14 protein-coding genes and 4 tRNA genes are annotated in these 13,135 nt (G+C 46.7%); 12 read left to right on the top strand and 6 right to left on the bottom strand.

Features of this window, described 5'->3' with window-relative positions; translation table 11 throughout:
• Positions 1-149 precede the first annotated feature (149 nt).
• The 5 genes from HCJ96_RS13625 (at position 150) to serS (ending at position 6,263) form a co-directional block, all read left to right on the top strand.
• A complete protein-coding gene (locus HCJ96_RS13625) occupies positions 150-2,597 on the top strand; it encodes a DNA translocase FtsK (protein WP_169211624.1) in 2,448 nt (815 codons plus the stop codon).
• Between the two features lie 74 nt (positions 2,598-2,671).
• Positions 2,672-3,256, top strand: a complete 585-nt coding sequence (lolA, locus tag HCJ96_RS13620) for an outer membrane lipoprotein periplasmic chaperone LolA (protein WP_169211623.1) — start codon at positions 2,672-2,674, stop codon at positions 3,254-3,256.
• A 41-nt stretch (positions 3,257-3,297) separates the two neighbouring features.
• Positions 3,298-4,566: a replication-associated recombination protein A gene (locus HCJ96_RS13615; protein ID WP_169211810.1), complete on the top strand. Its 1,269-nt coding sequence runs from the start codon at positions 3,298-3,300 to the stop codon at positions 4,564-4,566.
• 1 nt (position 4,567) lies between these two features.
• The gene (gene crcB, locus HCJ96_RS13610; RefSeq protein ID WP_343034723.1) at positions 4,568-4,951 is read left to right on the top strand and encodes a fluoride efflux transporter CrcB; all 384 of its coding nucleotides are present in this window, start codon (positions 4,568-4,570) and stop codon (positions 4,949-4,951) included.
• 10 nt (positions 4,952-4,961) lie between these two features.
• The gene (gene serS, locus HCJ96_RS13605) at positions 4,962-6,263 is read left to right on the top strand and encodes a serine--tRNA ligase (protein WP_169211621.1); all 1,302 of its coding nucleotides are present in this window, start codon (positions 4,962-4,964) and stop codon (positions 6,261-6,263) included.
• A 46-nt stretch (positions 6,264-6,309) separates the two neighbouring features.
• Here serS and HCJ96_RS13600 read toward each other — a convergent pair whose 3' ends face one another.
• From HCJ96_RS13600 to HCJ96_RS13580, 5 genes are read right to left on the bottom strand one after another with little or no spacing between them, the layout of a single operon-like run.
• Complete coding sequence (locus HCJ96_RS13600) at positions 6,310-6,654, bottom strand: TusE/DsrC/DsvC family sulfur relay protein (RefSeq protein WP_169211620.1); 345 nt, start codon at positions 6,652-6,654, stop codon at positions 6,310-6,312.
• Positions 6,654-6,914 carry a sulfurtransferase complex subunit TusB gene (gene tusB / locus HCJ96_RS13595; protein ID WP_169211619.1) on the bottom strand — a complete coding sequence of 87 codons (261 nt, stop codon included), beginning with the start codon at positions 6,912-6,914 and terminating at the stop codon, positions 6,654-6,656. The genes HCJ96_RS13600 and tusB overlap by 1 nt, the downstream gene beginning before the upstream one ends.
• Entirely contained in the window at positions 6,914-7,264 is a 351-nt protein-coding gene (locus HCJ96_RS13590; protein WP_169211618.1) for a DsrE family protein, read from the bottom strand. Before HCJ96_RS13590 ends, tusB begins: the two co-directional genes overlap by 1 nt.
• On the bottom strand, positions 7,264-7,656 hold the full coding sequence (tusD, locus tag HCJ96_RS13585; protein ID WP_169211617.1) for a sulfurtransferase complex subunit TusD: 393 nt from the start codon (positions 7,654-7,656) through the stop codon (positions 7,264-7,266). The genes HCJ96_RS13590 and tusD overlap by 1 nt, the downstream gene beginning before the upstream one ends.
• 57 nt (positions 7,657-7,713) lie before the next feature.
• Complete coding sequence (locus tag HCJ96_RS13580) at positions 7,714-8,379, bottom strand: Bax inhibitor-1/YccA family protein (protein ID WP_169211616.1); 666 nt, start codon at positions 8,377-8,379, stop codon at positions 7,714-7,716.
• Positions 8,380-8,621: 242 nt separating this feature from the next.
• Here HCJ96_RS13580 and HCJ96_RS13575 point away from each other — a divergent pair.
• Positions 8,622-8,713 (top strand) — tRNA-Ser (locus HCJ96_RS13575).
• Between the two features lie 59 nt (positions 8,714-8,772).
• On the opposite strand, the gene chaB is transcribed toward HCJ96_RS13575, so the two are convergent.
• Positions 8,773-9,000, bottom strand: coding sequence for a putative cation transport regulator ChaB (chaB, locus tag HCJ96_RS13570; protein ID WP_169211615.1), 228 nt, complete (start codon positions 8,998-9,000; stop codon positions 8,773-8,775).
• A 158-nt stretch (positions 9,001-9,158) separates the two neighbouring features.
• Between chaB and uvrY the strand changes: the two genes are divergently transcribed.
• From uvrY to HCJ96_RS13540, 6 genes are all read left to right on the top strand, one after another.
• A complete protein-coding gene (gene uvrY / locus HCJ96_RS13565) occupies positions 9,159-9,803 on the top strand; it encodes a UvrY/SirA/GacA family response regulator transcription factor (RefSeq protein WP_169211614.1) in 645 nt (214 codons plus the stop codon).
• 15 nt (positions 9,804-9,818) lie between these two features.
• Entirely contained in the window at positions 9,819-11,636 is a 1,818-nt protein-coding gene (gene uvrC, locus HCJ96_RS13560) for an excinuclease ABC subunit UvrC (protein ID WP_211162831.1), read from the top strand.
• An 85-nt stretch (positions 11,637-11,721) separates the two neighbouring features.
• The gene (gene pgsA, locus HCJ96_RS13555; RefSeq protein WP_169211808.1) at positions 11,722-12,294 is read left to right on the top strand and encodes a CDP-diacylglycerol--glycerol-3-phosphate 3-phosphatidyltransferase; all 573 of its coding nucleotides are present in this window, start codon (positions 11,722-11,724) and stop codon (positions 12,292-12,294) included.
• A gap of 465 nt (positions 12,295-12,759) precedes the next feature.
• Positions 12,760-12,835: transfer RNA gene (locus HCJ96_RS13550), tRNA-Gly, on the top strand.
• A gap of 4 nt (positions 12,836-12,839) precedes the next feature.
• A tRNA-Cys gene (locus tag HCJ96_RS13545) sits at positions 12,840-12,913 on the top strand.
• A gap of 59 nt (positions 12,914-12,972) precedes the next feature.
• A tRNA-Leu gene (locus tag HCJ96_RS13540) sits at positions 12,973-13,059 on the top strand.
• Positions 13,060-13,135: the final 76 nt, after the last annotated feature.

Below are 13,135 nucleotides of genomic sequence, written 5' to 3'. Positions count from 1 at the left end.
CAAATAGAATAACAACACGTCTGGTTCAGCGTTGGTTAAGTGAAGAACAGTAAGAGTTGACGATATTGTCACAGATTACCTTTGGTTTGTTATGTTTTTCATTTTCGGCTGACAGGTTCACACGGTTTTTGGATTGATAATTTTTGGGTATGGCGCGACTTTCAGGTATTCAGCGATTGCTGGAAGCAGGCATGATAATAGCTTGCGTGTTTGCATTTTTCTTATTATTAGCACTGGCCTCATTCCATCCGGGCGATCCTGGCTGGAGTCAGGCGGGACTGCAACTGGACGTTCACAACTGGGTTGGAGCAACTGGTGCATGGATAGCGGACTTATTGCTTTTCAGCGTTGGCTATTTAGCCTACACGTTACCTTTTTGCAGTGCGTTTTTGGGGTGGTTTTTATTTCAACATATCAAAACGCTGGAAGAATTTGATTATCTGACAATAGGTTTACGCATCATCGGTGGCGTGCTGATGGCGTTAGGCGCTTGTGGAATTGCCAGCCTTAATTTCAACGATCTATTTAACTTCTCTGCTGGCGGCTTTGTGGGAGATGTGATCAGCTCAGCGCTGGTTCCCTACTTCAATATACCCGGGACCATTCTGCTACTTCTGTGTTTCTTTTGCACTGGCTTCACCTTACTGACCGGCATCAGTTGGCTATCCATCATTGATGGCATCGGCTCTGGCGTAATGTGGTCTGGTAAAAAAGCGATGGCAATGCCGCAACAGTTAATGGGCATAGAGTTCCCCACGCTTGCGTTGCCTAACCGCTCAGGCTCGCAAGAAAATGATGCGCGTACAGAAATAGATATTACCAGCATGCGCGCTGAGCCGCCTGCCTTTAACCAGCCGACTAAATCAGTTTATCAAAGGGAAGAACCAAAATTCGATATCCCTGACGAAGTGTTTGATGACGAGGACGAGTTACCGCCATTTTCGGTTGATGAAGACGAGGCTCCGAAAGCCGCCAGTAAAAAATTCAGTAATCCGTTTAAGAGTAAAGCTAAGCCTGCAACACCCGGTGTAAATGAAAAAGCGGACGATGGGGCAGGGCAGTCCGCCAACGATGTTAGTAACGTACAACCCGCGTCACCCGAAGGCCCGATGCCATCGTTTGACTTGTTAGAACGTGCCGATAAGCATGAAAACCCCATTTCAAAGGAAGAGCTCGACATTGTTTCTCGCCTGGTTGAAGAAAAGCTGGCCGACTTTAATATTGAAGCGAAAGTGGTTGGTGTGTTCCCTGGTCCCGTAATTACCCGTTTCGAGTTGGATCTGGCGCCAGGAGTCAAAGTCAGCAAAATTACCAGTTTATCTAAAGATCTGGCACGTGCGATGTCGGCCATTTCTGTTCGTGTAGTCGAAGTGATACCCGGGAAATCAGTCATCGGGTTAGAGCTGCCCAACAAAAAACGGGAAATGGTGCGGCTAAGTGAAGTCATCAGCTGTGAAACCTTCCAATCGAACAGTTCAGCGTTAACCATGGTGCTGGGTGCGGATATTAGCGGTAAACCGGTTGTGGTGGATTTAGCTAAAATGCCGCACTTACTGGTTGCGGGTACCACGGGTGCCGGTAAATCGGTCGGTGTGAACGTGATGATCTTAAGCTTGTTATATAAATCGACGCCCGAAGATGTGCGAATGATCATGATTGATCCAAAAATGCTTGAGTTATCGGTGTACGAAGGCATTCCACACTTGTTGGCAGAAGTGGTCACCGATATGAAAGAGGCGTCTAACGCACTGCGTTGGTGTGTAGGTGAAATGGAGCGTCGTTATCGACTAATGTCTGCGTTAGGAGTGAGAAACCTGAAAGGGTATAACGCCAAGGTCAAACAGGCGATTGCCGATGGCTCGCCTATCAAAGACCCCTTATGGCGCTCAGAAGACAGTATGGAAGCGGAAGCGCCTGATCTTGAAAAACTACCGGCAATAGTCGTTGTGGTAGATGAATTTGCCGATATGATGATGATTGTAGGCAAAAAGGTTGAAGAACTTATTGCGCGTATTGCACAAAAAGCGCGGGCGGCGGGTATTCACTTGGTATTGGCCACTCAACGTCCCTCCGTTGATGTGATCACAGGTTTGATTAAAGCGAATATTCCTACTCGTATCGCGTTTCAGGTTTCAAGTAAAATTGATTCACGCACTATCCTCGATCAACAAGGGGCAGAGGCGTTGTTGGGAATGGGCGACATGTTGTATTTGCCCCCCGGTAGCCCGGTACCCACTAGGGTTCACGGTGCGTTTGTTGATGACCACGAAGTTCATGCCGTTGTGGCTGACTGGAAAAAACGTGGCGAGCCTGAGTACATAGATGAAATCCTGAATGGCGAAGCCAGTGCGGAAGTCCTGCTTCCAGGTGAGCAACCTGAAGGCGCTGATCAGGAAGTGGATGCGTTTTATGATGAAGCGGTTGCGTTTGTGACCGAATCCAGAAGAGCCAGTGTTTCCAGCGTACAACGTAAGTTTCGTATCGGTTATAACCGTGCAGCACGGTTGGTTGAACAAATGGAAGCGAGCGGAGTGGTTAGCTCACCCGGACATAATGGGAATCGCGAGGTGCTTGCGCCTCCCGCACCCAGAGATTAGACAATTTAGACTCAGAATTGGGAAAAGCAGATAGGACGATTATGGTAAATTTGTTTCGATTGATAGGTCTTAGCATGATAATGCTGAGTTTCACCAGTTCAGCTAATAATGATGATACCTTGCTAAAGCAAAAATTAGCGGGCATGGAGCAATATCGCGCTTCTTTCGAGCAGGTAGTTAAAGACAGTAATCAGGAAGTAGTGCATCAGTCAGCAGGCCGGCTGGTAATGGCCAGACCCGATAAATTGCGCTGGCAGACCGATGACCCTGACCAGGTGCTGTTAATTGCAGATGGTGAGAGTGTGTGGAACATCGACCAATTCGTCGAGCAGGTTACGATTATGAACCAAAGCCAGATCGTCGCCGATAACCCGTTTATTTTACTGACTAATACCAGTGATGAAGCCTGGGCACAGTTTACCATTAAAAAGCTGCCTGACGCAGACAGGTTTGTGGTTACGCCAAAGGCGGAAAAAGGCCAGATAAAACGTTTAACGCTGAGATTTAAAGATGATGAGCTGGTTGGTTTGACCATGATCGATGCGCAGGAACAAACCAGTGAATTAAAGTTTGCGAACATTGAGACACGATTTTCTGTAGTAGATGATATGTTTAAGCCCAACTATCCAGATTCTTTCACGGTTGATGACCAGCGGTGAGTCAGCCGTCCTCCCTGCCTTATACACCACTGGCCGCCAGAATGCGGCCACAAAGCGTTGACGAGTACGTAGGTCAGGAACACATTCTTGGCGAGGGTAAACCGTTACGGAAAATGCTGCTTGCCGGACAGTGCCACTCCATGGTGCTATGGGGCCCGCCAGGCACCGGCAAGACAACGCTCGCGCAACTCATTGCCCAGTATAGCGACGCCAATGTAATTCAGCTTTCAGCGGTAACGTCCGGGGTAAAAGAGGTGCGTGCGGCCATGGATAAAGCCACCCAGGATGCCCGCTATCAGCAACGTACGATTTTATTTATCGATGAAATTCACCGCTTTAACAAAAGTCAGCAAGATGCTTTTTTGCCGTTTGTAGAAGACGGTACGGTGACGTTAATCGGTGCGACCACCGAGAACCCATCGTTTGAACTCAACAAAGCGTTACTTTCGCGAGTCAGAGTTTACATTCTACAATCACTTAGCGAGCAGGCGTTAGCTGGTTTACTCAATCGTGCTCTGAGCGACACGGAAAAAGGATTGGGTGAATTAACCCTTTCTTTGCAGGAAGACGCTCAAGCTGCATTGCTGGTTGCCTGCGCAGGTGACGCAAGACGTCTGCTGTTTTATTTAGAGCTAGCGGCCGATTTTGCAGAAAACAATGTAATAAGCTTAAGTGATGTGGAATCGGCCGTAGGCCAGAAAATTGCCGCCTATGACAAACAAGGTGATGCCTTTTACGACCTCATCTCGGCATTTCATAAATCCGTACGAGGTTCTGACCCTGATGCTGCACTTTATTGGTATGCACGGATTCTCAACGGGGGAGGCGATGCGCTGTATGTGGCACGCCGGCTACTGGCAATTGCTTCTGAAGACATAGGTAATGCAGATCCGAGGGCGATGCAGCTCAGTCTGAATGCGTGGGATACTTTTCATCGCGTGGGTCCTGCGGAAGGCGAACGTGCCATAGCCCAGGCTGCAGTGTATTGTGCTCTTGCGGCTAAGAGTAACGCGGTTTACAAAGCATTCAATGAGGCCAAAGCGATGGTAGCCAAAGCGCCTGATTATCCTGTGCCCAACCATCTGCGTAACGCCCCTACCAGTTTGATGAAAGAGCAGGGGTTTGGAAAAGGCTATCGTTATGCACACGATGAACCGAATGCTTTTGCAGCAGGAGAATGTTATCTACCGCCGGAATTAGTGCAAACGCGATTTTATCAACCAAACGAGCGTGGCCTTGAAAAAGCCTTGAAGGCAAAACGTGATTTTCTGGATGAGCTCAACCGCGGCAGCACCAATAAGCGGTGTTAGCGTGAATTCGACCCTGATTTTGTATGTGTATATCGCTTTTGGCGGCGCCGCAGGAGCTTGTTTACGTTATTTTGTTACCAATACAGTGGATTCCTGTTTTGGAAAACAATTTCCATTTGGTACACTCACGGTAAATGTAGTGGGCTCGTTTTTACTGGCTATCGTGTACGGTTTAATAGAGCATGGCAGCTGGGCAGAATTTCCGCATCGAGCGTTTGTCGGTGTGGGCCTGCTTGGTGCGTTCACCACTTTTTCAACTTTTTCCCTGGAAACGCTGACATTACTTGAAAATGGTTTATGGGAAAAGGCAATGATAAATATACTGTTGAATGTATTCGCCTGCCTGTTAGCTGGCTGGACGGCAATCTTATTAGTTAAAGGATAAAAGAAGATACATGTTAGATCCTAAGTGTTTACGAGAAGACATTGAAAACACGGCAATGCGACTGAAAAGCCGGGGTTTTACCTTAGACGTTGAGCATTTAAAAACGCTGGAAGAAAAGCGTAAAGGCTTACAGATAAAAACGCAGGACCTACAAAACGAACGCAATGTACGCAGTAAGTCAATTGGTAAGGCCAAAGCACAGGGACAGGATATTGCGCCTCTTCTTGCCGAAGTAGGTAAGTTAGGTGATGAGTTGGACAGTGCAAAGAAAGAATTGTCTGAGATTCTTGAACAGGTTCAGGAGATTGCATTGGGTATTCCCAATTTGCCCGACGCATCCGTTCCTGCGGGTAAAGACGAAGAAGAAAACCAGGAAGTGTCCCGCTGGGGAGAGCCTGGCACCTTTGACTTTGAAGTCAAAGATCACGTAGATATTGCCCATGATCTGGATCAGGGGGCTGACTTCGAGACGGGAGTCAAGTTGTCTGGCAGTCGTTTTGTGTTTATGCGCGGGCAGGTTGCCAGACTGCATCGTGCGTTATCACAATTTATGCTCGACGTGCATACACAAGAGCATGGCTATGAAGAAGCCTACGTGCCCTATCTGGTCAATGCCGACAGTTTGCTGGGTACAGGGCAATTACCTAAATTTGGTGAAGACTTATTCCATACTGAGCCAGCGACGGAAGAAGGTCAGCGCCTATCACTTATTCCGACCGCTGAAGTTCCGCTTACTAATGTAGCGCGCGACCATATCTTCGAGGCAAAACATTTGCCGGTGAAAATGACCGCACATACGCCATGTTTCCGCAGTGAAGCGGGCTCCTACGGGCGTGATACCCGTGGTTTGATCAGAATGCATCAATTCGACAAAGTCGAATTGGTTCAATTAGTTGAGCCGAGCAAAAGCTTTGAGGCGCTGGAAGAGTTAACTAATCATGCCGAAGTTATTTTACAAAAGCTGAACCTGCCATATCGTAAGATGTTACTGTGCACGGGTGATATGGGCTTTGGCGCATGCAAAACCTACGATCTTGAGGTCTGGTTACCAGCTCAGAACACCTATCGAGAAATTTCGTCGTGTTCAAACATGCTGGATTTTCAGGCGCGTCGGATGCAAGGGCGTTATCGCAACCCAGAAAGTAAAAAGCCTGAATTGCTGCATACTCTGAACGGTTCTGGTTTAGCCGTGGGTAGAACGTTAGTTGCAGTACTGGAAAATTATCAGCAAGCGGATGGTTCGGTGAAGGTACCTGAAGTGTTACTGCCTTATATGGGCGGGATCAGCGAGCTTCGCGCAACCGCTAAATAAGCCAGGGCGTTGAGTGCCCTGACACTCATACGAACATGGCCAACAGCTAAAGACATTTGGCAGGTTTAGGTAAACCTGCCAGTTTTGTTGCCTGTTTTGCTGGTCCTTTAGGAAATAACCGCTGTAAATACCGGCTATTGCCTTTCTCAGGGCCCAGCTTTGCTGCCATTGCTTTAACCAGTGCCCGAATCGCAGGGCTGGTTTCAAACTCAAGATAAAAGGCTCTGACAAAGTGCACTACTTCCCAGTGAGCGTCGGTAAGGGTGATATTTTCCTGCTCGGCAAGTGCGGGAACCATCTCCTCGCGCCAATCTTTGTAATTAAGTAAATAACCGGCCTTATCCACTTCTATTTGCTGTTCCTGCCAGATAAAAAAATACGCTTGCTGCATTACCAGTTTAACCAATGTTGATGGTGGGTGCTCAGCTCAACCCACTGTTCGTAGTTGATAAGTTCTGCCTGTGCGAACTTGACGCCTCGTGCTGTGCAGTCTTGTTTGACTGCATAAAGGGTGGCGCTGTTAGTGCTAATTCCATTTCGTAATAGATAAACGCCATCCTCAGAAAAAACCACACTGTCATTAGCGGTGAGCTTCTTAAGTGCTTGCTGCTGCCACACTGCAAGTGAGGAACATCTGATTACGTACAGCATCAGAAGGTGACCACGTGATTAGCCTGGCTAAATAGTGCGATTTTCTCGTCACCCGACACCGGTGAAACGAAATCGGCTAAGTCGCTGAGCGATACACTTAACGAACTTGAGCTTTCCTCACACACAAAGCAATCCTCAATATCAAAGAAAGGCAATGCGGATAAACGTTTTACCTGATTTGTCATATCATCAGGCTGCTGTTCCTTTAACAATTGATAAAGCCCATTGCCTTCAAATAACATCAGCACCTCATGGCCGAAATTGGTGGCAGAAATGGCAAAATCCAAGCCTTCCTCTGCATCACTGGAGCCGTAAGGCGCGTTAACCATCCGAATAAGAATAGTAGCCATTAGAATTGCACCAATCTATCCGCATCGTGTAACTGCGTAAAAAAGTCCGCTAATCCCGTTTGTTGAAAGGGAGCTTGTAATGTATGACCGGGCAGGTCGTTTTCGTCCTGTTCCTGCTGACTGATTATGCCGCGCTTGCCAGCGGCAGTAATGCAAACTTGCAACGATATAACACCTCTGGTTGCAATCTCACACCACCCCTTGTAGACATTGAATCGACCTGAGGGGGGGATGCCAAGGCAGTTCGCGTTCAACACGCCTCGCTGATAAAAAAATATATTCAGCAGGTTTGCTTCAGGGTTATCCACCAACGCATGCGCAAATTGTTGTGCATTGCGAATACGATCACCGTCATAAGGTGCGCTGGTTATCAACATTGAGTAAGTTAGCATACAAATAAAAAACACCCCTAAAAGGGGTGTTTCTCCAAATCAGGTATTCTGATTATATTAATCATCGCCGCCGAATGCGCCAAGTAAGTGAAGCATTGACACAAACAGGTTGTAGATGTTCAGGTAAAGTGAAACTGTTGCTCTGATGTAGTTGGTTTCACCACCGTGAATGATACGGCTGGTATCGAATAAAATTAAACCAGACATGATGAACACGATCGCCGCACTTAACGCCAGGCTTACCGCAGGAATCGCAAAAAAGATGTTAGCGATACCAGCAATAATGGCAACCACTAAACCGACCATCAGGAAGCCACCCAGGAAAGAAAAATCTTTCTTCGTGGTTAGCACATAGCCAGACAGCGCGAAAAAAACTAACGCTGTTGCACCCAGAGCTTCCATGATCAGGCCTGGGCCCGCCACGCCGATGTAGAAATTAAGCGTGTAGCCTAGTGAGGCGCCCATCAACCCAGTAAACAGGAATACCCAATAAATACCTGATGCTGAATCAGCTTTTTTGTGAACGACAAATAAGGTGATAAATGCACCAATTGTCATAACCAGAGACATCATAGGAGTAATGCCAACCGCCATAGCGATACCTGCACACACAGCACTGAATGCCAGTGTCATGGCAAGTAACATGTAGGTGTTGCGCAAAACTTTGTTAGTCTGCAGTACAGATGTCTGAGATGCACTTGCATACATCGAACGTTGATCCATTATATTCTCCAACTGGACACACTAAAACGACCACAACGGTCATAACTATTATTACAGCATTTGTATGGCTTTTGGTTACTTTTTTCAAGTGTTTTCGACAAACCGCGGCGTCAATAAGCTAAATATTTGTGTAACAAGCTGTAAAAATAATCGTAATGGTTAATTCTCAGGCAGTTAGTTCTTTTTTTTAAAATTAACCCTTTACAGGCTGAAAAATTTCATTAAGATACGCAGCACTTCACGGAGAGTTGGCAGAGTCCGGTTGAATGCACCTGACTTGAAATCAGGCGAAGGGTCAAACCTTCCGGGGGTTCGAATCCCTCACTCTCCGCCACATTCTAAAAAACCGCACCTTTGTGCGGTTTTTTTGTTTTCAGAATACTGAATGTGTTCTCAGGATTTCACCCATTTTCCATCGGCGTTTTTATGGTACTTTTCTTTCACGGCGGCCCAGGCAACCTTGAAGGCGACTTCTTCGCGGCTGTCATTGCCGCGTCTGTCATCTTTGTCTTTGTATTCATCCCAGGCACTATTAAACGCCTCTTTAAAAATGTCCTGCGCATGTGAGGGTAAGTTATCTTTGACCGCGTCGGGTAATTCCTGTTTGGTTTTGTAAGGCATACACGGGTGTCCTTTGGGTAAATTTCTTATTACTATGTATTCCCCGGCAACGTTCACTATGATAGACAAAAGTCTAACATTGAACGCTTCACAGTTTGAACGAACGTGCTATGATGAAAAACGAAGTTTAAACACTATCAAAATAGTGAGCATAAAACGTGATCAAAATACTCCTAGCAGACGATCATGACTTGGTACGCAACGGAATTCGCAGAATTCTTGAAGACGTAGTGGATTTTACCGTTATAGGCGAGGCTAGAAACGGTGAAGAAGCTGTCCAGTTGTGCCGTCGAAACGCACCTGATGTGGTGCTCATGGATGTAAACATGCCAGGCATGGGAGGCTTGGAAGCGACTAAAAAAGTAGTGCGTATGTCTGAAAATACACGCGTTATATGCTTATCTATGCACAAAGAAAACCCCATTCCGGCTCAGGTTATGCAACAAGGCGCTTATGGGTTTATTACCAAAGATGCTGAACCCGATGAAGTGATTCGGGCTATCTATAAAGTCGCGGCGGGCCAAAAATATCTGCCGCAAGATATCGCGCAAAGCATTGCAATCAGTCGAATTGCCCCAGATTCTGATAACCCGTTCGATGGTCTTTCAACGCGTGAGCTTAATATTGCCATGCGAATTACCCGGGGACAGAAAGTGCCAGAAATTGCGGTTGAATTAAGTATTAACTCTAAAACCGTGAATACCTACCGTTACCGCATGTTTGAAAAACTGGGAATTTCCACTGATGTCGAGCTTACGCATCTGGCGTTACGCCATAAACTCATCGATCCAAACTTACTGTAAACAGTTATAAGCTGCATGTCAGAATTTGACGCAAACGAATTTTTAAAGCATCTCTCAAACCAGCCTGGTGTCTATCGAATGTATAACCAGGATGGTGACGTTATCTATGTTGGAAAGGCAAAAAATTTAAAGAACAGGGTATCCAGCTACTTCAGAATGAAGGTAGACAATGCCAAGACTCGGGCGCTGGTCAGCCAAATTGCCAATATGGATGTGACGGTGGTTAACAGCGAAACCGAAGCTTTCTTGCTCGAAAACAATTTCATTAAAAAATACAAGCCTCGTTATAATGTCCTGTTGAGAGACGATAAATCCTATCCTTTCATTTTTTTATCGGCGCATGAGCATCCCCGATTGTCATTTCACCGTGGCCCGCAGAAAAAGAAAGGTGAGTATTTTGGCCCTTATCCCAGCGCGTGGTCAGTGCGAGAAAGTTTACGTTCCATGCAACGTATTTTTCCAGTAAGACAGTGCGAGGATAGTTACTACAGAGCGCGTAGCCGTCCCTGTCTGCAGTATCAAATGCAGCGTTGTTCTGCTCCCTGCGTAAAGGGGTATGTGAGTGATGAAGACTACCAGGAACAAGTCTCGTTGGCGCGTTTGTTTTTACAGGGGAAAAACCAGCAGGTAATTGCCACCATGGTTGAAAGGATGGAGCGGGCAAGTGAGTCATTGAATTTTGAAGCTGCCGCACGTTACCGTGATCAGATCAATGTGCTAAGAAAAGTGCAGGAGCGTCAGTGGGTTTCCGGAACACTGGACGAAATGGACGTGTTTGGCTTTGCGGTAAAGGGCGGGATGGCGTGTATTCAGGTGCTGTTTATTCGCGATAACCAGTTGTTGGGCAGTAAAGCCTATTTCCCCAAAATTCCTGCGAATACCGAACACGAAGAAATTTTTGAATCCTTCTTTTTGCAGTTTTATCTGGCAGGTAACAAAATCATTCCCAAGCAAATTGTGCTCAATTCGCCTCTTTCAGATGAAGCCGCCATCATCGATTTGCTTTCTCACGAGGCAAAACACAAGGTAAAACTGTTTCGTGGTGCGCGGGAAGAAAAACGCCGCTACCTGCAATTGGCGCAAAAAAACGCCGAATCGGCGTTAGAAGCCCAGTTTGGCAAACAGCAATCTATACTCGCTCGGTTTATAAATTTAGAGTCAGCGCTGGAGCGTGATTTACCCATTCAACGCATGGAATGTTTTGATATCAGCCACACCGCCGGGCAACAAACCGTGGCATCTTGTGTCGTATTCAACCGCGAGGGGCCGCTCAAAAGCGATTATCGCCGGTTCAATATTGAGGGCATCACCCCTGGTGATGATTATGCGGCGATGGCGCAGGCATTAAAACGTCGATACAAAAATGTGAAAGAAGTCAGCAAAATTCCTGACATCTTGTTTATCGATGGCGGTAAAGGGCAGTTAGCGCAAGCAGAAAATTTCTTCGACGATTGGCCAGAAGAGGCAAAGCCTCTTCTGATTGGTGTAGCCAAAGGTACCACCCGCAAACCCGGCCTGGAGACGCTGATCCTGGCGGGTTCGCATGAAACCCTGGCGCTTGATTCCCATTCTCCCGGGCTACACTTAATTCAACATATCAGAGACGAATCACACCGATTTGCGATCAGTGGCCATCGCAACCGTCGCCAAAAAGTTAAAACCACGTCCAGCCTCGAAGGCATTCCGGGTATTGGTGCCAAGCGCCGCCAGGTATTGCTAAAATTCATGGGTGGCTTACAAGGGCTTAAAAAGGCCAGTAAAGATGAAATTGCGAATGTGCCGGGTATCAGTAAAGAACTGGCAGAAACGATTTATGATCATTTGCACTTATAAAGCACTATTGATGCAATCGAAATTGCGTTAATCTGATAGCCGAACAAAAAGAAGGACAGCCGTGTACGCTGACAAAGATGTAACTATGTGGACAGTACCCAATATCATCACCCTATTTCGCGTCATTCTTATCCCCGTATTTGTGGTCGTGTATTTTCTTGACTGGCAATGGGCAAAACAGGCTGGTGCGTTTATATTCTGGTTAGCAGCAATAACTGACTGGATAGACGGTTATCTGGCACGTAAATTACAGCAGAGTACCCCGTTTGGCGCATTTTTAGATCCGGTGGCCGACAAACTGATTGTCGCTGCTGCGTTGCTGATGATCACGCATTCATATCAATCGTTGTGGATCACTATTCCAGCCATTATCCTGATGGTAAGAGAAGTCTATATCTCTGCATTGCGGGAGTGGATGGGGCAGATAGGAATGAGTGCACAGGTTAAAGTTTCTTTCATCGGCAAAGCGAAGACAATGGCTCAAATGTTAGCCTTGATTGGGTTACTATCTGAATTGGAAACCTTCATGGGGATTCCGATTTATTGGGTAACACTGGGGCACATCTTGCTGTATATTGCTGCCGTGTTATCATTGTGGTCAATGGTGGTGTATTCAGCCGCAGCAGGTAAACACCTCAAATCAGGCGGCGCGTCTTAAAACTGTTGTTTCTTCAATCAAACTGAATAAAAAATTAGCAAACAGTTCGCAAAGACAAAATTAATCGGTTTTTTGTATTGACAGTTTAGGTGTTAACGGTAGAATGCACCCCACATTTGAAGCGGGTTACCGAATTGTTAATTAGCTCAAATGTTGTAACGTAAGTTACTCAATGTTCGGAACTAGTTTGGTTAGAAAGTGTAAACACTTAAACCGCTGCTACGAACGAAAAAGAGTGCGGGAATAGCTCAGTTGGTAGTGCACATACCTCGTCGCGACAGCGATTGCCAAGGTGCTTGGCAGGTTGCGCAGGTTTATCACTTCAACCGCTGTTACAGTCACAAAAAGAGTGCGGGAATAGCTCAGTTGGTAGTGCACATACCTCGTCGCGATAGCGATTGCCAAGGTGCTTGGCAGGTTGCGCAGGTTTATCACTTCAGCCGCTGTTACAGTCACAAAAAGAGTGCGGGAATAGCTCAGTTGGTAGAGCACAACCTTGCCAAGGTTGGGGTCGCGAGTTCGAGTCTCGTTTCCCGCTCCAATTCGGCGGAATGGCAGAATGGCTATGCAGCGGATTGCAAATCCGTGGATCTCGGTTCGACTCCGGGTTCCGCCTCCATTAATCTGCTTCGCAGACAGGCATCCAAGCCACACCTCATTGTCGTTAGACAAGCCCATGCCCGGGTGGTGAAATTGGTAGACACAAGGGATTTAAAATCCCTCGCTCGTTAGAGTGTGCCGGTTCAAGTCCGGCCCCGGGCACCATTTTTAGTTCTGACTATCCTATATCATTTCCCCAATTGCCAGATTTTTCCAACATTGAACGAGTTATGTTTCCAGG

It is taken from the genome of Alteromonas ponticola (genome assembly GCF_012911815.1).
Taxonomy (GTDB): domain Bacteria; phylum Pseudomonadota; class Gammaproteobacteria; order Enterobacterales; family Alteromonadaceae; genus Alteromonas; species Alteromonas ponticola.
Note: the sequence above shows the minus strand (reverse complement) of the source record. Positions and strands in the feature narration are given on the sequence as shown.

Excerpts from the sequence above, each read along its gene's own strand:
- chaB (WP_169211615.1), bottom strand. The coding sequence starts at position 9,000 with ATGCCTTACAAAACCAAACAGGAATTACCCGACGCGGTCAAAGATAAC.
- HCJ96_RS13580 (WP_169211616.1), bottom strand. The coding sequence starts at position 8,379 with ATGGATCAACGTTCGATGTATGCAAGTGCATCTCAGACATCTGTACTG.
- serS (WP_169211621.1), top strand. The coding sequence starts at position 4,962 with ATGTTAGATCCTAAGTGTTTACGAGAAGACATTGAAAACACGGCAATG.
- HCJ96_RS13590 (WP_169211618.1), bottom strand. The coding sequence starts at position 7,264 with ATGGCTACTATTCTTATTCGGATGGTTAACGCGCCTTACGGCTCCAGT.
- HCJ96_RS13625 (WP_169211624.1), top strand. The coding sequence starts at position 150 with ATGGCGCGACTTTCAGGTATTCAGCGATTGCTGGAAGCAGGCATGATA.
- HCJ96_RS13615 (WP_169211810.1), top strand. The coding sequence starts at position 3,298 with ATGCGGCCACAAAGCGTTGACGAGTACGTAGGTCAGGAACACATTCTT.
- uvrC (WP_211162831.1), top strand. The coding sequence starts at position 9,819 with ATGTCAGAATTTGACGCAAACGAATTTTTAAAGCATCTCTCAAACCAG.
- pgsA (WP_169211808.1), top strand. The coding sequence starts at position 11,722 with ATGTGGACAGTACCCAATATCATCACCCTATTTCGCGTCATTCTTATC.
- HCJ96_RS13600 (WP_169211620.1), bottom strand. The coding sequence starts at position 6,654 with ATGCAGCAAGCGTATTTTTTTATCTGGCAGGAACAGCAAATAGAAGTG.
- tusB (WP_169211619.1), bottom strand. The coding sequence starts at position 6,914 with ATGCTGTACGTAATCAGATGTTCCTCACTTGCAGTGTGGCAGCAGCAA.
- tusD (WP_169211617.1), bottom strand. The coding sequence starts at position 7,656 with ATGCTAACTTACTCAATGTTGATAACCAGCGCACCTTATGACGGTGAT.
- lolA (WP_169211623.1), top strand. The coding sequence starts at position 2,672 with ATGATAATGCTGAGTTTCACCAGTTCAGCTAATAATGATGATACCTTG.